The sequence below is a fragment of the Sphingomonas aerolata genome (assembly GCF_003046295.1).
In the GTDB taxonomy this organism is placed as follows: domain Bacteria; phylum Pseudomonadota; class Alphaproteobacteria; order Sphingomonadales; family Sphingomonadaceae; genus Sphingomonas; species Sphingomonas aerolata.
In genome coordinates, this window is sequence record NZ_PZZN01000003.1 from 318,417 (window position 1) to 333,723 (window position 15,307).

A 15,307-nucleotide genomic window follows, 5' to 3' on the forward strand; every position below is an offset into this window, starting at 1 on the left:
GACATGACATGGCCGATCTTTCCCAGGCACGTATTCTGATCCTCGCCACCGACGGTTTCGAGACCGTCGAGCTGTTCGAACCCAAGAAGGCGCTCGAGGCGGTGGGCGCGAAGGTGACGCTCGCGTCGATCAAGACCGACCCGATCCAGGGCATGAAGGGCGACATCAACAAGGCGGAGACGATCACCCCCGAGCTGACGCTCGATGAGGTCGATACCGACGATTACGACGCGCTGGTGCTGCCCGGCGGCGTCGCCAACCCGGACGCGATGCGCGTCCAGGAGCGCGCGATCGAGATCATCACCGAGTTCATGGAGGACGGCAAGATCGTCGCCGCGATCTGCCACGCGCCCTGGCTGCTGGCCGAGGCGGACGTGATCGACGGGCGGCGGCTGACGAGCTTTCCGTCGATCCGTACCGATCTGGAGAATGCCGGCGCGGAGGTGGTCGACGAGGAGGTCGTGGTCGACGACAATCTGATCACCAGCCGCAAGCCCGACGACATCCCCGCGTTCAACAAGGCGATCATCGCCGCGCTCGAGGAAGAACTGGCGGACGAGCCGGTCGATTGACGTTCGACGGTCAGAGGCGACGAGATACTGGGGGGGTCAGCGCGTTTGCTGGCCCCTTTTTGCTGCTTGTCCAAAGCGGTTGATCCAGCGTTGCGCAGGCCGCTCGACACCGTGGTACAGCGCGAGGGAGGCCAGCAGGATCCCGGCGAGAAGCACGCCGATCAGGAGCGGTGGGACCGCGACCGCGCTGGCGACGAACGCCATCTTGAACGCGGTCCAGAGCAGCGAATGGCCGAGATAGGTCGAAAAGCTAATCTCGCCGAGCCGGTGGAGCGGCCATGAGGCTAGCGGGTTGCGCGGCCGGTTCGAGGTCAGCGCGAGCGCGAGCAGGAGCGCCGCGAGCGCGGCCGGCACTGCGACGATTTCGTTGACGAGGCCGCTCGCAAAGCTCGAAAAGCCCAGGCTGCTGACGCACAATGCCGCGACGAGTGCGCGCCGGGGGTGCTCGCGGTGGCGTAGCCACAAAGCCGCGACCGCGGTGCCCGCCGCGAATTCGGTGACGCAGCGCAGGACGCCGAACCAGGGGATCGCCTGGCCCAGCGTCGCTATGCCGTTCGATCGCATCACGTAAGCGAGGAGGCCCAGCGCGACGGCGATCGCCGCGATCAGGCCCGGTGTGGGTACGCGTCGCCAGTCGATGACGAGCGGGAGCAGCGGGAAGACGAGATAGGCGAACATCTCGCTCGAGATCGACCAGGCGGGATCGTTCCAGTCGAGCGCGGTGACGCCGAACCAGTCGCGCGTCATCGGCCAGTTCTGGAGCAGGAGGATATGCACCGGCAAGCGGTCGAGCGGGAAGCGCGGGTCAGGGGGGCGTCCGGTCAGCGCGAGCGCGGCGACGATGAGCAGCGCGAAGCCGAGCATGACGAGGTGGAGCGGCCAGATCCGCGCGACCCGGCGGCGCAGGAAGCCGGGGATGGCGCGCCAGCGCTGCACGGCGATCCGGTCGGCATAGCTCAGCCAGATCACGAAGCCCGAAAGCAGGAAGAAGAAGTCGACCGCAAGATAGCCCTTGGCGAGAACGCGCTGAACGCCGTCGGACACACCGAGCGCGGCGCGGAGATGGAACAGCACGACGAACCAGGCGGCGACGCCGCGCGCGCCGGTCAGCGCCCTCAGTTCGCTCATGCCGGCAGGGGCGTGCGCGTAGGGCGACGCATCGGCCGGAAACTCGCCTCGCGGCGCTTGCGCCCGAGATAGGTGTCGAGCCCGATCTGCGCGCCGATCAGCATGTAGATGAACGGCTGGAACGCGATCGCGATGAACGCCGCGCCGAGCAGATAGACGAGATGGCCGCTCTGCAATGCGGCGGCGAGCGGGCCGGCCCAGGCGAACTCTCCCGCGGGATCGCGGTAGCGGCGGCGCAGTATCTCCATCCGGACCAGGCCGCCGAGATTGAGGACCAGCCACAGCGCGAGCCCGAAATAGCCCTGTTCGCCGAGCATCTCGAAATAGGCGCTGTGATAGGCGCGCGCCTTGTCTTCCTCGACACGGCCCGGTGTCGCGGCACCGGTGCCGGCAAGGTCGTAGCGGATGCGGTTGCCGCGATACGCCTCGAACCCGCCGCCGAACGGATGCGATTTGGCATAGTCGATCGTCCACTGCCACACCGCGATCCGGGTCGAGGCGGATTCGTCGGCCTGGTAGGTCTTGATCGTGTTCATGCGGTCGGTGAAGGTCGAGGGCAGGAAGGGGATCGCGATCAGCCCGAGTGCGCCGAGCCCCGCCAGATACAGCGCCTTGCGTTTGACGACGCGCAGCGACAGGACCGCGAGCAGCGCGATGCAGAGCAGGCCGGTGCGCGTCGAGGTGCCCACCGGGATCAGCAGGCAGGCGAAGACGAGCGCGACGCAGAAGCCGCGCACGCGCCAGTCGGGTTTGAAGATCGTCCCGTAGCGCATGAACCAGATAATGATCGGGATGATCGCGACCGCGACCGCGCTGATCGTGCTGCCTTCGTAGAGCCCTGAATTATTGTCGACCATCAGGTTCAGCTGGCCATAGCCGCCGCCGCCGCTGGCGATCGTCTTGATCCCGCCGACGATGATGATCGAGGCGGCGGACAGGATCATGAACAGCAGCAGCGCCTCGATCCGGAGCCGGGTGCGCAGCGTCAGCGGCAGGAAGGCGGCAAAGGCGAGCGCCTTCCAGACCCAGTCCCATTTGTCCTTCGCCTCGATCGGGAAGTCGGCGGCGAGCGTGGTCGCCCAGCAATAGAGCAGCAGCACGACGATCAGCAGCTGGCGCGGCGCGACGCGCGTGTCGCGCTTGTCGTCCGCGATCAGCCAGCCGCCGACCGCCAGCGCGACCGCGATCAGCGAGATCGGGACGGTGTTGAGCAGCAGATAGGTCAAGCGCTGCGGCGAGACGATGTCGATATAGACATAGGCGAGGACCAGCAGGAACGGACGCCGGAACCCGAGCGCGAAGATCGCAGCCAGAAAGGCGATGAAGGCGAGATCACGCACGCGGGCGGCGTCCGGTACCGCGTGCCGCCGGGCGGTCACCGGCGGGCGGGCTGCCACCCTCACGATCGTTGCCGGCTTCCGGCTCGGAATCGAGATCGGGGCGGCGGAGCAGCAGGATCGCAGCGATCATCATCAGGCCGTGCGTCAGGCCCAGCGCGAAATTGTCGATCATCGGCCCGCCTTTCCGTGTCTGCGCGGTCCCGTCGCCGCCCGTGTTCGTCGCCGCGGCATAGGCCATGGCGGTTGACGCGCCGTTAAGCGCTGTCATGGCAACACGCTACTCACGATGCGCATTCTTCATATCCTCGACCACGGCCTGCCCCTGCAGAGCGGCTATACCTTTCGCACGCGGGCGATCCTCAAGGCGCAGGAGGCGCGCGGCTGGACGGTCGCGGCGGTGACCGGGCAGCGTCATGGGCCGGCCGCCGCCGCGGTGGAGTCGGTCGACGGGCTGACCTTCCACCGGACGCCGGCGACGCGCCGGTCGGGACCGCTGGGCGAGATCGCCGGGATCCGCGCCTTTGCCCGGCGGATCGAGGCGGCGGTCGATGCCTTTCGCCCCGATATCCTGCACGCGCATTCGCCGGTGCTCGATGCGCTGGCCGGCATCATCGTCGCGCGGCGGCGCAAACTGCCGCTGGTCTACGAGATCCGGGCGTTCTGGGAGGATGCCGCGGTTGGCAACGGCACCGGGACAGAGGGATCGCTCGCCTATCGGACGACGCGCGCGCTCGAGACCTGGGCGGTCGGCCGTGCGGACGGCGTTGCGGTGATCTGCGAGGGGCTGCGCGACGACCTGATCGCGCGCGGGATCGACGCGGGCAAGATCATGGTGTCGCCCAACGGCGTCGATATGACGCTGTTCGGGGCGGTGCCGCCGCGCGACGACGCGCTGGCGGCGACGCTGGGGCTCGACGGCAGGGACGTGGTCGGCTTCATCGGCAGCTTCTATGACTACGAAGGGCTGGACGACCTGATCGCGGCGATGCCCGCGCTGGTCGCGGCCCGGCCGGACGCGCGGCTGCTGCTGGTCGGGGGCGGGCCGATGGCGGATGCGCTGGCGGCGCAGGCTGCGGCCTCGCCGGTCGCGGACGCGATCCATTTCGTCGGTCGCGTGCCGCATGCGGAGGTCGAGCGCTATTACGGGCTGATCGACATCCTCGCCTATCCGCGCAAGCGGATGCGGCTGACCGATCTGGTGACGCCGCTCAAGCCGCTTGAGGCGATGGCGCAGGGGCGGATGGTGGCCGCGTCGGACGTCGGCGGACACCGCGAGTTGATTCGTGACGGGGATACGGGCACGCTGTTCCCACCCGACGATCCGCCAGCGATCGCGGCGGCACTGGCGGGGATGTTCGACGATCGCGCGGACTGGCCGTCGCGCCGCCAGCGCGCCCGGGCGTTCGTCGAGCGCGACCGTAACTGGTCGTCAAACATTTTGCGTTACGAACCGCTTTACCATCGGCTGATACAGGCCGAATGACGGACCATGGCATGACCGAATTCCATCGACAGTCCCCGATCCGCCACCTTCCCGTCGCCGCGGCACTGCTCGTCGCGGTCGCCGCGGTCCTTGGCTTCGTCGCGATGCCGGGGACGATGCTCGAGGAACTGGTCTGGCGGACCGGCGTCGCCGCGCTGATCCCCGCCGCACAGCCGCCGCTGGGGATGACGGCGCGTGTCGGTCTCGCGCTGGCCACCGCGGTCATCGGCGCGGCGGTGACCTGGTCGGCGCTGTTCCTGCTGGTGGGGCCGGGGGGCCTGCTGGTGCGTCCGCCGCGTCGCCGCGACGACGGCGTGCCGGTCGTCCGCCGGGCCGATGCGCATCCCGACGCGCCGCCACGCCGGCCGATGACCGCGGCCGATCTCGGCACGCCGATGATGGAGGTGACCGCGGCGAACCCGGTCACGCTCGAGCGATCGATCCCCGCGGACCTCGACCAGCCGCTCGCGGCGTTCGACCCGCATGCGATCCTGCCGGTGCCGATGGCGCCGATCCGGCCGGTCACGCCGCTGGTGCAGGCCGAGGCGGCGCCGGTCGCGCCAGCCGCTCCGGTGGAAGACGATGAGCGGGTCGTAGCATTAGCTGACGAATCCGTCGCGATCGACGAGCCGGTGGAGGCCGCGACGGTCCCGATCATGGTGAGCGAGCCGGTCGCACCGCGGGTCTCGGTGGCTTGGTCAGCGCCATCGTCGGCTCCACCGTCAGTTGGCGCCGTCAACGGTGCGGCGCGCCATGAGCCGCGTCTGGTCGATACGCCGGCGCCGGCTGCATCGCCGTCACCGCCTTCGATCGAGTCGCTGTTGCGGCGGCTGGAGCAGGGTGCGACCCGGCGGCGTCAGGCGACATCGGGCTGACATACCGCGACCGCGTGAAACCGCTGTTGATACGAAGAAACCTCTGATACCGATTGCTTGAAAACGACGGTCGGAGGGGTCATGGCGCAGGTCGCGGATCAATCGAAGTTCGAAGAAGCGCCGCCGGCGGCGGAGCCTGACGGGCAGGCGGGGGCGACCCGCTATGGCTGGTATGTGCTGTCGATCCTGTTCCTGGTCTATGTACTCAACTTCGTCGACCGGCAGATCATCTCGATCCTTGCCGAGGACATAAAGCGTGATCTGGGGCTGAAGGACCAGGATCTCGGGTTTCTTTACGGGACCGCGTTCGGGGTCTTCTATGCGCTGTTCGGGATCCCGCTCGGGCGGCTTGCGGACAATTGGCACCGGGTCCGGCTGATGACGATCGGCCTGACGCTCTGGTCGGTGATGACGGCGGTGTCCGGCCTGTCGCGGACCGGTGGGCATCTCGCGGCGGCGCGGATCGGCGTGGGTATCGGCGAGGCGACCGCCAGCCCGTCGGCCTATTCGCTGATCTCCGATTATTTCCCCAGAAGGCTGCGCGCGACCGCGCTGTCGATCTATTCGGCTGGGCTTTATGTCGGTGGCGGCTGCTCGCTGTTCATCGGCGGGGCGATCGTGCAGGGCTGGAACCGGGCCTATCCGGGGGGCGGGCCGTTCGGGCTGGTCGGGTGGCAGGCCGCGTTCATGGCGGTCGGCATCCCGGGGCTGCTGCTCGCGATCTGGATCGCGACGCTGAGGGAACCGATCCGCGGGCATGTCGAGGGGCTTCCCGAACCGGCGCCGCACCCCGCACCGTTCCGCGCCTTTGCCGGCGAGCTGCTGACGATCGTGCCGCCGCTGACGCTGATCGGTGCGGCGATGGGCGGGGTCGGGGCGTTCGTCGTCAACCTCGCCGGGCTGGCGATTGTCACGCTGGCGGTGGTCGGGCTGGTGGCAGCGGGCGAGCCCTGGCCGCAATGGGTGGCGATCGGGACCGGCGTCTATGCCGTGTTCTCCTGGGCCTGTGCGCTGCGCCGTCGCGATCCGCCGACCTTCGCGCTGATCATCGGCACGCCGGCGTTCCTGTGCACGGTCGTCGCCTATGGCCTGAACGCGTTCCTGAGCTATGCGGCGAGCTTCTGGGCGGCGCCCTATGCGCTGCGTGTGCTCGGCGCGACGCCGTCGAGCGCGGGGTTCCTGCTCGGCGGGCTGGGCGCGCTTGCGGGGTTTCTCGGGCTGACGATGGGCGGAGTGGTCTCCGACCGGTTGCGGCGGACCAACCCTGCCGGCCGGCTTTTGGTCGTGATCTTCGGCGCGGTCGTGCCGGTGCCGTTCCTGTGCCTCGCCTTCACCGGGTCGGCGCCGCTGCCCTTCTATGCCGGGATATTCCTCGCGCAGATCACCGCGAGCTGCGCGCTCGGTGCTGCGGCGGCGACGACGCAGGATTTGGTGCTGCCGCGGATGCGGGGGACAGCGACCGCCACCTTCTTCATCGGCACGACGCTGATCGGACTGGCGCTCGGGCCGTACCTGGCGGGTCGCGTGTCGACGCTCAGTGGAAGCCTGTCGGTCGGGATGCTGTCGCTGCTGGTCAGCGTGCCGATCACGCTGGCCACGGCGGTGGCGGCGTACCGGCTGGTCCCTGCCGCCGAGGCGTCGCGCGAGGCGCGGGCCCGGGCGGCGGGGGAGGTCGCCTAGCCATGGCCCCTCGCCGAGGATGCCATGGCTAGGCTAAGTGGTTCAGCTCGCCTGGAACACGCCGCAGGCGATGCGGCCGCCGCTGTTGCCGGCGGGGTCGGTCATCAGATCGTCGGGACCGGCATGGACCACGAACGCCGAACCATCGGCATCGAGCAGCCCGGCCATCGTCGCGCCCGGGATCGTGACGCCGACCGTGCCGCGGCCGTCGGTGCCGGTGATCAGGTTGGGCAGATCGCCCTCATGCGGCCCCTGCGGGTTCATCGACCCGTGCTTCATCGATGTCGGGTTCCAGTGGCCCCCCGCCGTCGTGAAGTCGGGAGCGTCGCAGCGACCGGTCGTGTGGATATGGACGCCGTGCGTGCCCGGCGGCAGCGCCTTGGCATCGACGGTGAAGCGCAGTCCGCCCGCGACGTCGGTCGCGGTCGCGCGGCCGACATCGACCCCGGCGGCGTTCATCAGCATCGCGCGCGCGCTCTGCCCGCCTGCAACCGGCGTGCCGGTCTCGAGCCCCTTCTGATCGCAGGCCGCCAGCCCGAGCGCCGCTGCACCGACCAGCGCAAATGTTGCAATCCGCATGTCCGTCTCTCCCTATTGATCCGACGCGAACCCGCCAAAGTCGCCGGCGGTTCCGGCGTCGGGTTCGAGCGGCCAGCGCAGCAGCGGTTCGTACCAGGCACCGTCGCGGCCAAGGTGGCTCTGGTACAGCGTCAGATGGGTCATCGCAAACGGCGCGCTGGCGAGCCCGGCATGGCGCGCGATCCAGCCGTCGATCTCCGGCGATGTGCCGAGCGACCGCGGCAGCCGCGCGAGCGTGACGTGCGGCAGATAGGCGCGGCGATCGGGTGGCAGCCCGGCGCGGACGACCGCCTGATCAACCTTGCGGTGCAGCGCGGTGAGCGCGGCGTGCGGGGTGACGCCCGCCCAGAGCGTGTCGGTCCGCCCGCGGCTCGCAAACTGGCCGACCGCATGCAGCGCAACCGTTGGGGCCGCCGGCGTCAGCGACAGGCGGAGCCGGTCGATCTCGGTCACGATGTCGTCGGCGAGACGCGGATCGACTTCGCCAAGGAAGCGCGTCGTGACGTGGAGCTGCTCGTCATCCTGCCAGCGCGCACCACCGATCCCGTCCATCAGGTCGAACAGCATCTCGCGGATGGGGAGGGGCGGGCGGAGCGCGAGAAACAGGCGTAGCATCGGCGGGATTGATAGCGCCGATCACCCCGAATTGGGAACGTCTCCGCTTGAAAGTCGTCCTTCCAGCACCGATGTTGCGCGCAACCGGCATATGGCCGGATAGAGGAGTTGTAATTTCAATGGCTAATTGGTCTGATCCCCGGCCTCGTGCCGCGCCGTTCGGAGCGACGGCCACCACCACCGGTTCGGCAGCGTATGACGCGGGTCTCCGCTCGTACATGCTGTCGGTTTATAACTATATGGGCTCGGGCGTGCTGCTGACCGGCATCGTCGCGCTGCTGTTCGCTTGGGGCGGTGCATCGTCACCTGCCGCACAGGTGTTCATGGGCGGCGGTCCGCTGAAGTACGTCATCATGTTCGCGCCGCTCGCGATCGTGTTCGGCATGAGCTTTGGCCAGAACCGGATGAGCACCGCGACGCTGCAGATGCTGTTCTGGGGCTTTGCGATCCTGATGGGTCTGTCGCTGTCGACGATCTTCCTGGTCTATAGCGGCACGTCGATCGCCAGCGCGTTCTTCGCGACGGCTGCCGGCTTCGCCGGGCTGAGCCTGTACGGCTATACCACGAAGCGCGATCTGTCGGCGTTCGGGACGTTCCTGATCATCGGCGTGGTCGGTCTGCTGGTGGCGAGCATCATCAACATCTTCCTGCAGTCGGGTGTCATGCAGCTGGTCATCAGCGGCGTCGGCGTGCTCCTGTTCGCAGGTCTGACGGCCTATGACACGCAGCGTACCAAGAGCCTGTACATGCAGGTCGCGGGTACGGACATGGTCGGCAAGGTCGTGATCATGTCGGCGCTGAGCCTGTATCTCGACTTCATCAACATGTTCATGTTCGTGCTTCGCCTGTTCGGCAGCAGCCGCAACTAAGCGCTTCGCACCTTCTCTGAGTGACGGTCCGGCGGGAAACCGCCGGGCCGTTTTTGCATCCTGGCCAGGATTTAAGACCGCAATGCGTCTCTCGATCGACGTTCATCTGGATTATGGAATTGCCGGCGACGCCGACGTGTTGCTGCAGATCGAGGCGGCGGCGATGCCCGACCAGCGGATCGAGGAACAATCGCTGACGATCTGGTCAGACAGCCCGATCCGCGCGGTCCCGGGCGAGGACGGCATCGGCCAGCGCTGCTGGGCGCGGGGACATGGCCGCCTCACCGCGGTCTACCGCGCGGTGGTGAAGGTCGAGCGGCCGGTCGTCGCGCTCGGCGCTTATGGCACGACGCCGCCCCGGCTGCTGCCCGGCGACGTCACCGCCTATCTGATGCCGAGCCGCTATTGCCAGTCGGACCGGTTCGAGGGGTTCGTTGCACGCGAGTTTCCCGGGCTCGACGGCGGCGCGCTGGCGGCGGCGCTGAGTGCGTGGGTCGGCAACGCGCTCGATTACCGGATGGGATCGAGTTCGGGCGAGACGACCGCGCTCGACACCTTCGCGTCGCGGTCGGGCGTGTGCCGCGACTATGCGCATCTGCTGGTCGCGCTCGCCCGCGCGGGGGGGATCCCGGCGCGCTGTGTTTCGGCCTATGCACCTGGGGTCGATCCGCCCGATTTCCACGCGGTCGCCGAGCTCTGGCTCGATGGCGCGTGGCGGCTGGTCGATCCGACGGGGATGGCATCGTGCGGCGATATCGCGCGTGTGTGCATCGGGCGCGACGCCACCGACATCGCGTTCATGACGGTGTTCGGGCAGGCGACGCTCTGGACGCAGACCGTCCGGGTCCGCGCGCTCGACGACGAAACCGCGTGACCGGCCCGCAACGCGAGTCGCTCGTCGCAGGAGCAGGAACACCGGGCGTGCTGAACCGTTTGCGTCCGTAACGATTTTCACAGGAGTCTCGACATGACCGATATCGACAAACGCGCGCTCGACAGCCTGTCGGTGGCACCGGATGGGCAGGATGGCGATGCGGCCACCGGCCGGACCGACGGCCGCGACCCGCGCCAGGAGGCCGGTCAGGACAAGTCGATCGGCAAGCGGCTGCAGAAGAACCCGTCGAGCAACGATGCGCGTCTCGACAATGCGCTCGATGAGTCGATGGATGCGAGCGATCCGCCCGCCTCGACGCAGCCGGTGCACAATCAGGGTCCGGCGCCGTCGTCAGGCTATGATGCCGAAGCAGAACGCAAGCTGGCCGAAAAGAACAGCTGATCTATCGTGGGGGGTGCTCGCGCCTGGCCGATGCCGGGCGCGGGCGGCGCTCCAATGGCCCGGGTTCGATTGTTGCGTAAATACCGCCCCTAGCGAAAAGTTTGATGCCTGGCTTCGACTGGTCGCATTGCGTGTTGCAGCGCAACAGATTTCATGGTCGCTTATAACCGTGACGTGACGATGCGTTAGGGACCCTCCTCTGCCCCAAATGCATGGGAACGCCTGTTACTTGCAGCAAGGCGGGGTGACGATATGGCTTCACGGATGAAACCGGCAAAGGGCATCACGACGCTCGCCGAGATGAAGGAATTCGCAGGCTTTTCCAGCGCGACGCAGCGCTACATCCGACGCTCGCTCGATGTCGGCCTCGATCGCGAGGATGCGATGACGCGCTGGTCGCGCGACGTGGTCGAGGAGGCCAGCATCCGTGCACAGGCGCGGCTCTATCTTGGTCTTGACGATCTTCGCGAACTTCTGCCCGAGGATGCGGGGCTCGGCGGGGCGGACCGGTTTCTGGGAAAACTGGTGACGCTGGCCGCGTTCGATCTGGGGCAGGGGCGGCTGACGAGCTTTTCCGCGTTCCGGTTCCTGTACGAGCGGCTTGCCGGCGCGGATGTCCGACCGTGGCTGCCGTCCGCCTTCTGCGCGGCGGCGGCGTTGCCGCATCTCCACCCCGAACTGCGCCGCAAGCTGCTCCAATCGATCAGCGAAGCCGCGGCGACCGCGTCGGGCTGGTCGAGCCGGGAGCCGGTCTTCTTTCCCTATTGGGTGGAGAAGGTCGACAGCGGGACGTCGCTCGCCACCTGACGGCTCAGCGGCAGGCGCGCCAGCCCATCGCGCCGCGATCCGCCTGATCGAGATGGAAGTGGTCGGCATGTGCGGCGTTGTAATCGGGCGAGAGCGTCGTCGCGAACAGCTGGCAGGCGCCGTCGCGTACCTCCCGGAGGAAGGCGGCCTTGGCGGCATCGCCTTTCCAGTCGCGGGCTACGGTAATCCGCGTGCCATTGCCCAGCCGAAAGCCGGCAATGTCGACCGCGTCGGCGGTCGAATGCTCGCTCCACGTGCCGGCATCGCGGCCGTAGATGCGGCGACAGCTATAGCTGCCGAAATGGTCGATGCTCGTGACCTTGGTGCCGAAATGCCGTTCGGCCGCAGGCTGGACGACATTCCATTCCCAGATCGCGAGCGCCGCGGCGACGGGGCAGGCGACGCCAAGACCCGCGGGCGCGAAGTCGATCCGCCGTGCGCCGCCGGATGTGAACCGGACGCCGTCGCTATAGCCGCACCGGCCTTCACCGCTGCGAGGCGGCAGCGCGGTGTAGCGGACACCGGCACGCTCGAGCGCGGCGCGACAGGCGGGATAGGACTGGGTCAGCGCGTTGAGCTTCCGCCCGGTCATCAGGCCGATCGGCTGGCCGAGGTCGAGCGGGGTCCAGGGCAGATCCTGCGGCCGACCGCGCAGCGTCGACCAGAGTATCAGGCCGAGGCCCGTGATCACCGCCAGTGCGACGATCCAGCCCAGCGTCCGTCGCACCGCACGCATCAGCCGTGCGCCACACGCGTGACGGGCTCGCTGGTCACTGGATAGCCGAGATCGTCGGGGATGCAGAAATGGTCGATCCCGTCGCGCGGCTCGATCCACGGCGTCACGGTGCGGACCGGTCTGCGTCGTGTGTCGTCGACCGCGTCGTCGAAGCCGGCGAACAGCGCCAGGCGTTCGAGGTTGCGGCGGGTCGGGAAGATCACCTGTGCGCGCCCGGCATCGGCATGCGCGAGGATCTCTGCAGCGGTTGCCCAGAGCAGGCGGACGTTCTCCGTTTCGTCGACGCGGGCGGGCGCGGCGTCGACGGGCAAGCGCGCGAGATAGAAGCGCGTGTCGAAGATGCGGGTCAGATGATGCGCGGGCCGCCACCGCGCAAAATAGGTGAGCATGTGCGGATCACAGCGGAGCCCCAGCTCGTCGAGCATGAGCCCCAGTTCCCGTCCGGCATGCAGCGCCGCACGCAGTGTCGCGAGCGTATCGGCGGACGGTGCGGGATGAAGGCCGATGGCGAGCCCGACCTCCTCGATCGTCTCGCGGATTGCGGCGATGCGGGCGGCGACCTCTTCGATCGCGGTCTGATCAGCGGGCTGCTGGACGTGCTGCTCTGCCAGAATGCGGTCGGCGGGGTCGACCCGGCCACCGGGGAAGACGAGTGCACCGCCGGCAAACGCCATCGATCCCGCACGCTCGACCATCAGCAGTTCGGGGGCGAGCGACGGGCGATCGCGAAAGATCACCAACGTGGCAGCCGGTATGGCGGGGGAGATCGGTTCGGTCATCGATCTGTGTAACGCGCGAAACCCGGATCGGGCCAGACGGCTTTGTAGCGTGATTCAGAGCGCGACCGGCAGCGCGATCAGAATGGCTTTAACGGTCGGGGAGGGCGATCAGCCCTCCCCGTGGCGCATCAATCGTCGCTGCCGAGCGTATGCTTGGCGGCATCGAGCGCGGCCTTGCCGGTCTTGCGCGAAGTCTTGCCTGCGTCTTCCGCAGCGGCTTCGACCTTCGAGCCAGCCTTGCGGCCGAGGCCGATCGACTTCGCCATCGCACGGCGTGCTTCCGAATAGGTCGCAGCGACCATCGGATAGTCGGCCTTCAGGTTGAAGCGTTCGCGATACTGCTCCGGCGTCATGCCATGCGTCGTCAGGTGGCGACGCAGCGTCTTGTACTTCTTGCCGTCGATCATCGAGACAATGTGGTCAGGCGATGCAAGCGACTTGCGCGCCGTCACGGCGGGCTCATAGGTCGTCGCCTCGGCGGTATCGCCCGTCATCTCTGCGCCGGTCGTGAGCTTGGTCACGGCGGTGTGCATCGACAGGAGAAACGCAGGAACGTCTTCGGCAGCGGTGCGGGTGTTGGGGTTCGCCAGCCAGGCTGCCGTCAGTTCTGCCGCCAGTTCGACGGTATTGATGGTTTCGGTCACACGGGATCCTTGATTGTTGAAAAATTTTCCCCCTCCATTCGCGCGACTACGCGCTATTGGCAGAAAATGACACCCGCAAATATTATTAAAGCGCTCAATTGACCGGGAATTCTGTTCGCGACGTCGAATCCGGGCGCTGATCTTGCGGTTTGCTGAGTTTATACGCGCGCCAGACCAACCCTATAGATCCTCACAAATACGCGCATTCGCGGTTGTAGCATGCGTGCGCTCGCAGCGGGTCCGACATCCGGCGCAGTCATCAGATCCGGCAGATCAGGGCGCGGATCGAGACGCCCGATCGGGACGTCGCGATTGGCGGACGCATCTTATCGCGCAGGGGCAGCCGGTCGGCGCGGCGTGATCTTGGTACCGAGCAGGACCAGCCCGTCCGCGCCGACACCGAAGCCGTGCGGAACGCCGGCGGGGATGAGCAGGACGTCGCCGGGGCGGAGCGCGCGGGTCGTGCCGCCCTCGATCCGCGCGCCGTCGGTGAGGCCGGGATTGACGACATGCGGATCGACCAGGCGTCCGCCCGAAAGCAACGTCCCCGATCCCGCGACGACGGTCGCATATTCATTGTCGTCGGGGTGCACCGCGGGACGGCCTTCGGCTTTCCAATATTCGAGCGCGACGACGCTGCCCCCGCCGCTGACGAGCGTCTGCATCGCAAAGCCCTGACCGGGTTTCATCGTCGCTTCGAGCGCCGCGACCGCGCGGGGGATATCGGTCGCCGCGGCGAAATCACGCGCCGCCTCCTGCGCCGGCGCGACCGTGGCGACCGCGAGCGTCGCCAGCGCGAGCAGGAGGCGCATCACGCCTTGGTGCCCGACGCCAGCCGGATCGTCCGCCCTTCGCGCGCCGAGCGATAGATCGCCTCGACGATACGCAGGTCGCGCAGGCCCTCCGCGCCCGAGACGATCGGTTCGCGGCCGGTGCGGATACAGGTGACGAGATGATCGAGCTGGCCGGCGAACTGGGTTCGGCCGGATGCTGCTGGCGTGACATCGCGCTCGCGGCCGTCCGCGCCCGTCCACATCCGGTTGTCGGCATAGCGGGTCGCGGGTTCGAGCTCGATCCGGCCGCGTTCGCCCATCAGCAGGATGTGGTTCTGGTTCGCGCTGTACATCGACTGGCAGCTGGCGATCGCGCCGGACGGGAATTCGAGCGTCCAGTCGATCATGTCCTCGACCTCGCGAAACCGCGGATCGGTGCGATCGGTGGACTCGCGCGCGGTCACCGCGACGGGCTCCTCGCCGGTCATGTAGCGCGCCGCCTGGAGGCTGTAGATGCCCATGTCCATCAACGAGCCCCCGCCCGCCAACGCCTTGTTCAGCCGCCACTTCGACGGATCACGCTGGACGAAGCCATGTTCGGACCGGACATAGCGCGTCTTGCCCATCGTTCCCGCACGCGCGAGCCGCATCGCCTCGACATTGCAGGGCTCGAAATGGCAGCGATAGCCGATCATCAGCTTGCGATCCGCCGCCTTGCAGGCCGCGATCATCGCCTCGCATTCGGCGACCGAGACCGCCATCGGCTTTTCGCACAGCACATGCTTGCCGGCGCGCGCGGCGCGGATTGTGTACTCGGCATGCATCGCGTTGGGCAGGCAGATATAGACGATATCGATATCGGGGTTGTCGCGGATCCGGTCGAAGGTCGCATAGCTGTAGACCGACCGCTCGGGCAGGCCATGCGCCGCCGCGACGCGGCGCGCCTTGGCGGGGTCACCGCTGACCACCGCGGCGAGCCGGCTGTGCGCGCATTTGGCGAATTCGGGGATGATGACGTCGAGCCCGTAATAGCCCAGCCCGACGATCGCATAGCCGAGCTTGCGCGTCGGGGTGGCCGCCTGCGTGATTGCGGGCACTGCGGCCAGCGCGGTTGCGCCGATGACAAATTCGCGTCGTCCTATCGTCACGAT

The 15,307-nt window shown here is 67.8% G+C and carries 18 protein-coding genes; 8 read left to right on the forward strand and 10 right to left on the reverse strand.

Annotation, left to right across the window (positions count from 1 at the left end; genetic code table 11):
* Positions 1–8: 8 nt before the first annotated feature.
* Positions 9–572: a type 1 glutamine amidotransferase domain-containing protein gene (locus tag C8J24_RS13955; protein ID WP_107933286.1), complete on the forward strand. Its 564-nt coding sequence runs from the start codon at positions 9–11 to the stop codon at positions 570–572.
* A 36-nt stretch (positions 573–608) separates the two neighbouring features.
* Here the strand turns inward: C8J24_RS13955 and C8J24_RS13960 are convergent, their stop codons facing one another.
* Genes C8J24_RS13960 through C8J24_RS13970 form a run of 3 tightly spaced genes read right to left on the reverse strand, consistent with a single transcriptional unit; the run spans position 609 to position 3,308 of the window.
* Positions 609–1,700 carry an acyltransferase family protein gene (locus C8J24_RS13960; protein ID WP_107933289.1) on the reverse strand — a complete coding sequence of 364 codons (1,092 nt, stop codon included), beginning with the start codon at positions 1,698–1,700 and terminating at the stop codon, positions 609–611.
* Positions 1,697–3,040: a putative O-glycosylation ligase, exosortase A system-associated gene (locus tag C8J24_RS13965; protein WP_107934223.1), complete on the reverse strand. Its 1,344-nt coding sequence runs from the start codon at positions 3,038–3,040 to the stop codon at positions 1,697–1,699. Before C8J24_RS13965 ends, C8J24_RS13960 begins: the two co-directional genes overlap by 4 nt.
* Positions 3,033–3,308, reverse strand: coding sequence for a hypothetical protein (locus tag C8J24_RS13970; RefSeq protein ID WP_146163688.1), 276 nt, complete (start codon positions 3,306–3,308; stop codon positions 3,033–3,035). Before C8J24_RS13970 ends, C8J24_RS13965 begins: the two co-directional genes overlap by 8 nt.
* 18 nt (positions 3,309–3,326) lie before the next feature.
* On the opposite strand from C8J24_RS13970, the gene C8J24_RS13975 reads away from it, so the two are divergent.
* The 3 genes from C8J24_RS13975 (at position 3,327) to C8J24_RS13985 (ending at position 7,078) form a co-directional block, all read left to right on the forward strand.
* On the forward strand, positions 3,327–4,523 hold the full coding sequence (locus tag C8J24_RS13975) for a TIGR04063 family PEP-CTERM/XrtA system glycosyltransferase (protein ID WP_107933293.1): 1,197 nt from the start codon (positions 3,327–3,329) through the stop codon (positions 4,521–4,523).
* Positions 4,524–4,534: 11 nt separating this feature from the next.
* Positions 4,535–5,398, forward strand: coding sequence for a hypothetical protein (locus C8J24_RS13980; protein WP_146163689.1), 864 nt, complete (start codon positions 4,535–4,537; stop codon positions 5,396–5,398).
* 81 nt (positions 5,399–5,479) lie between these two features.
* A complete protein-coding gene (locus tag C8J24_RS13985; RefSeq protein WP_107933297.1) occupies positions 5,480–7,078 on the forward strand; it encodes a spinster family MFS transporter in 1,599 nt (532 codons plus the stop codon).
* A 42-nt stretch (positions 7,079–7,120) separates the two neighbouring features.
* Here the strand turns inward: C8J24_RS13985 and C8J24_RS13990 are convergent, their stop codons facing one another.
* Complete coding sequence (locus C8J24_RS13990) at positions 7,121–7,657, reverse strand: superoxide dismutase family protein (RefSeq protein WP_107933299.1); 537 nt, start codon at positions 7,655–7,657, stop codon at positions 7,121–7,123.
* A 12-nt stretch (positions 7,658–7,669) separates the two neighbouring features.
* The gene (gene thpR, locus C8J24_RS13995; RefSeq protein WP_042467069.1) at positions 7,670–8,272 is read right to left on the reverse strand and encodes an RNA 2',3'-cyclic phosphodiesterase; all 603 of its coding nucleotides are present in this window, start codon (positions 8,270–8,272) and stop codon (positions 7,670–7,672) included.
* 119 nt (positions 8,273–8,391) lie between these two features.
* Between thpR and C8J24_RS14000 the strand changes: the two genes are divergently transcribed.
* From C8J24_RS14000 to C8J24_RS14015, 4 genes are all read left to right on the forward strand, one after another.
* Positions 8,392–9,141, forward strand: coding sequence for a Bax inhibitor-1/YccA family protein (locus tag C8J24_RS14000; RefSeq protein WP_031440668.1), 750 nt, complete (start codon positions 8,392–8,394; stop codon positions 9,139–9,141).
* A gap of 82 nt (positions 9,142–9,223) precedes the next feature.
* Entirely contained in the window at positions 9,224–10,015 is a 792-nt protein-coding gene (locus tag C8J24_RS14005) for a transglutaminase-like domain-containing protein (RefSeq protein ID WP_107933301.1), read from the forward strand.
* 93 nt (positions 10,016–10,108) lie between these two features.
* Positions 10,109–10,417 carry a hypothetical protein gene (locus C8J24_RS14010; RefSeq protein WP_107933303.1) on the forward strand — a complete coding sequence of 103 codons (309 nt, stop codon included), beginning with the start codon at positions 10,109–10,111 and terminating at the stop codon, positions 10,415–10,417.
* Between the two features lie 264 nt (positions 10,418–10,681).
* Complete coding sequence (locus tag C8J24_RS14015) at positions 10,682–11,224, forward strand: hypothetical protein (RefSeq protein WP_236559025.1); 543 nt, start codon at positions 10,682–10,684, stop codon at positions 11,222–11,224.
* Between the two features lie 4 nt (positions 11,225–11,228).
* On the opposite strand, the gene C8J24_RS14020 is transcribed toward C8J24_RS14015, so the two are convergent.
* The 5 genes from C8J24_RS14020 to C8J24_RS14040 form a co-directional block, all read right to left on the reverse strand.
* Positions 11,229–11,960, reverse strand: a complete 732-nt coding sequence (locus tag C8J24_RS14020; protein WP_107933306.1) for an extensin-like domain-containing protein — start codon at positions 11,958–11,960, stop codon at positions 11,229–11,231.
* Positions 11,960–12,739 carry an NUDIX hydrolase gene (locus tag C8J24_RS14025; protein ID WP_107933308.1) on the reverse strand — a complete coding sequence of 260 codons (780 nt, stop codon included), beginning with the start codon at positions 12,737–12,739 and terminating at the stop codon, positions 11,960–11,962. The genes C8J24_RS14020 and C8J24_RS14025 overlap by 1 nt, the downstream gene beginning before the upstream one ends.
* A gap of 128 nt (positions 12,740–12,867) precedes the next feature.
* Positions 12,868–13,383 (reverse strand): Ros/MucR family transcriptional regulator, encoded by a 516-nt coding sequence (locus C8J24_RS14030; protein WP_244180726.1) that lies wholly within the window; start codon positions 13,381–13,383, stop codon positions 12,868–12,870.
* A gap of 326 nt (positions 13,384–13,709) precedes the next feature.
* Positions 13,710–14,195: a cupin domain-containing protein gene (locus C8J24_RS14035; RefSeq protein WP_107933311.1), complete on the reverse strand. Its 486-nt coding sequence runs from the start codon at positions 14,193–14,195 to the stop codon at positions 13,710–13,712.
* Positions 14,195–15,304 (reverse strand): Gfo/Idh/MocA family protein, encoded by a 1,110-nt coding sequence (locus C8J24_RS14040; RefSeq protein ID WP_244180729.1) that lies wholly within the window; start codon positions 15,302–15,304, stop codon positions 14,195–14,197. Before C8J24_RS14040 ends, C8J24_RS14035 begins: the two co-directional genes overlap by 1 nt.
* Between the last annotated feature and the right edge of the window lie 3 nt (positions 15,305–15,307).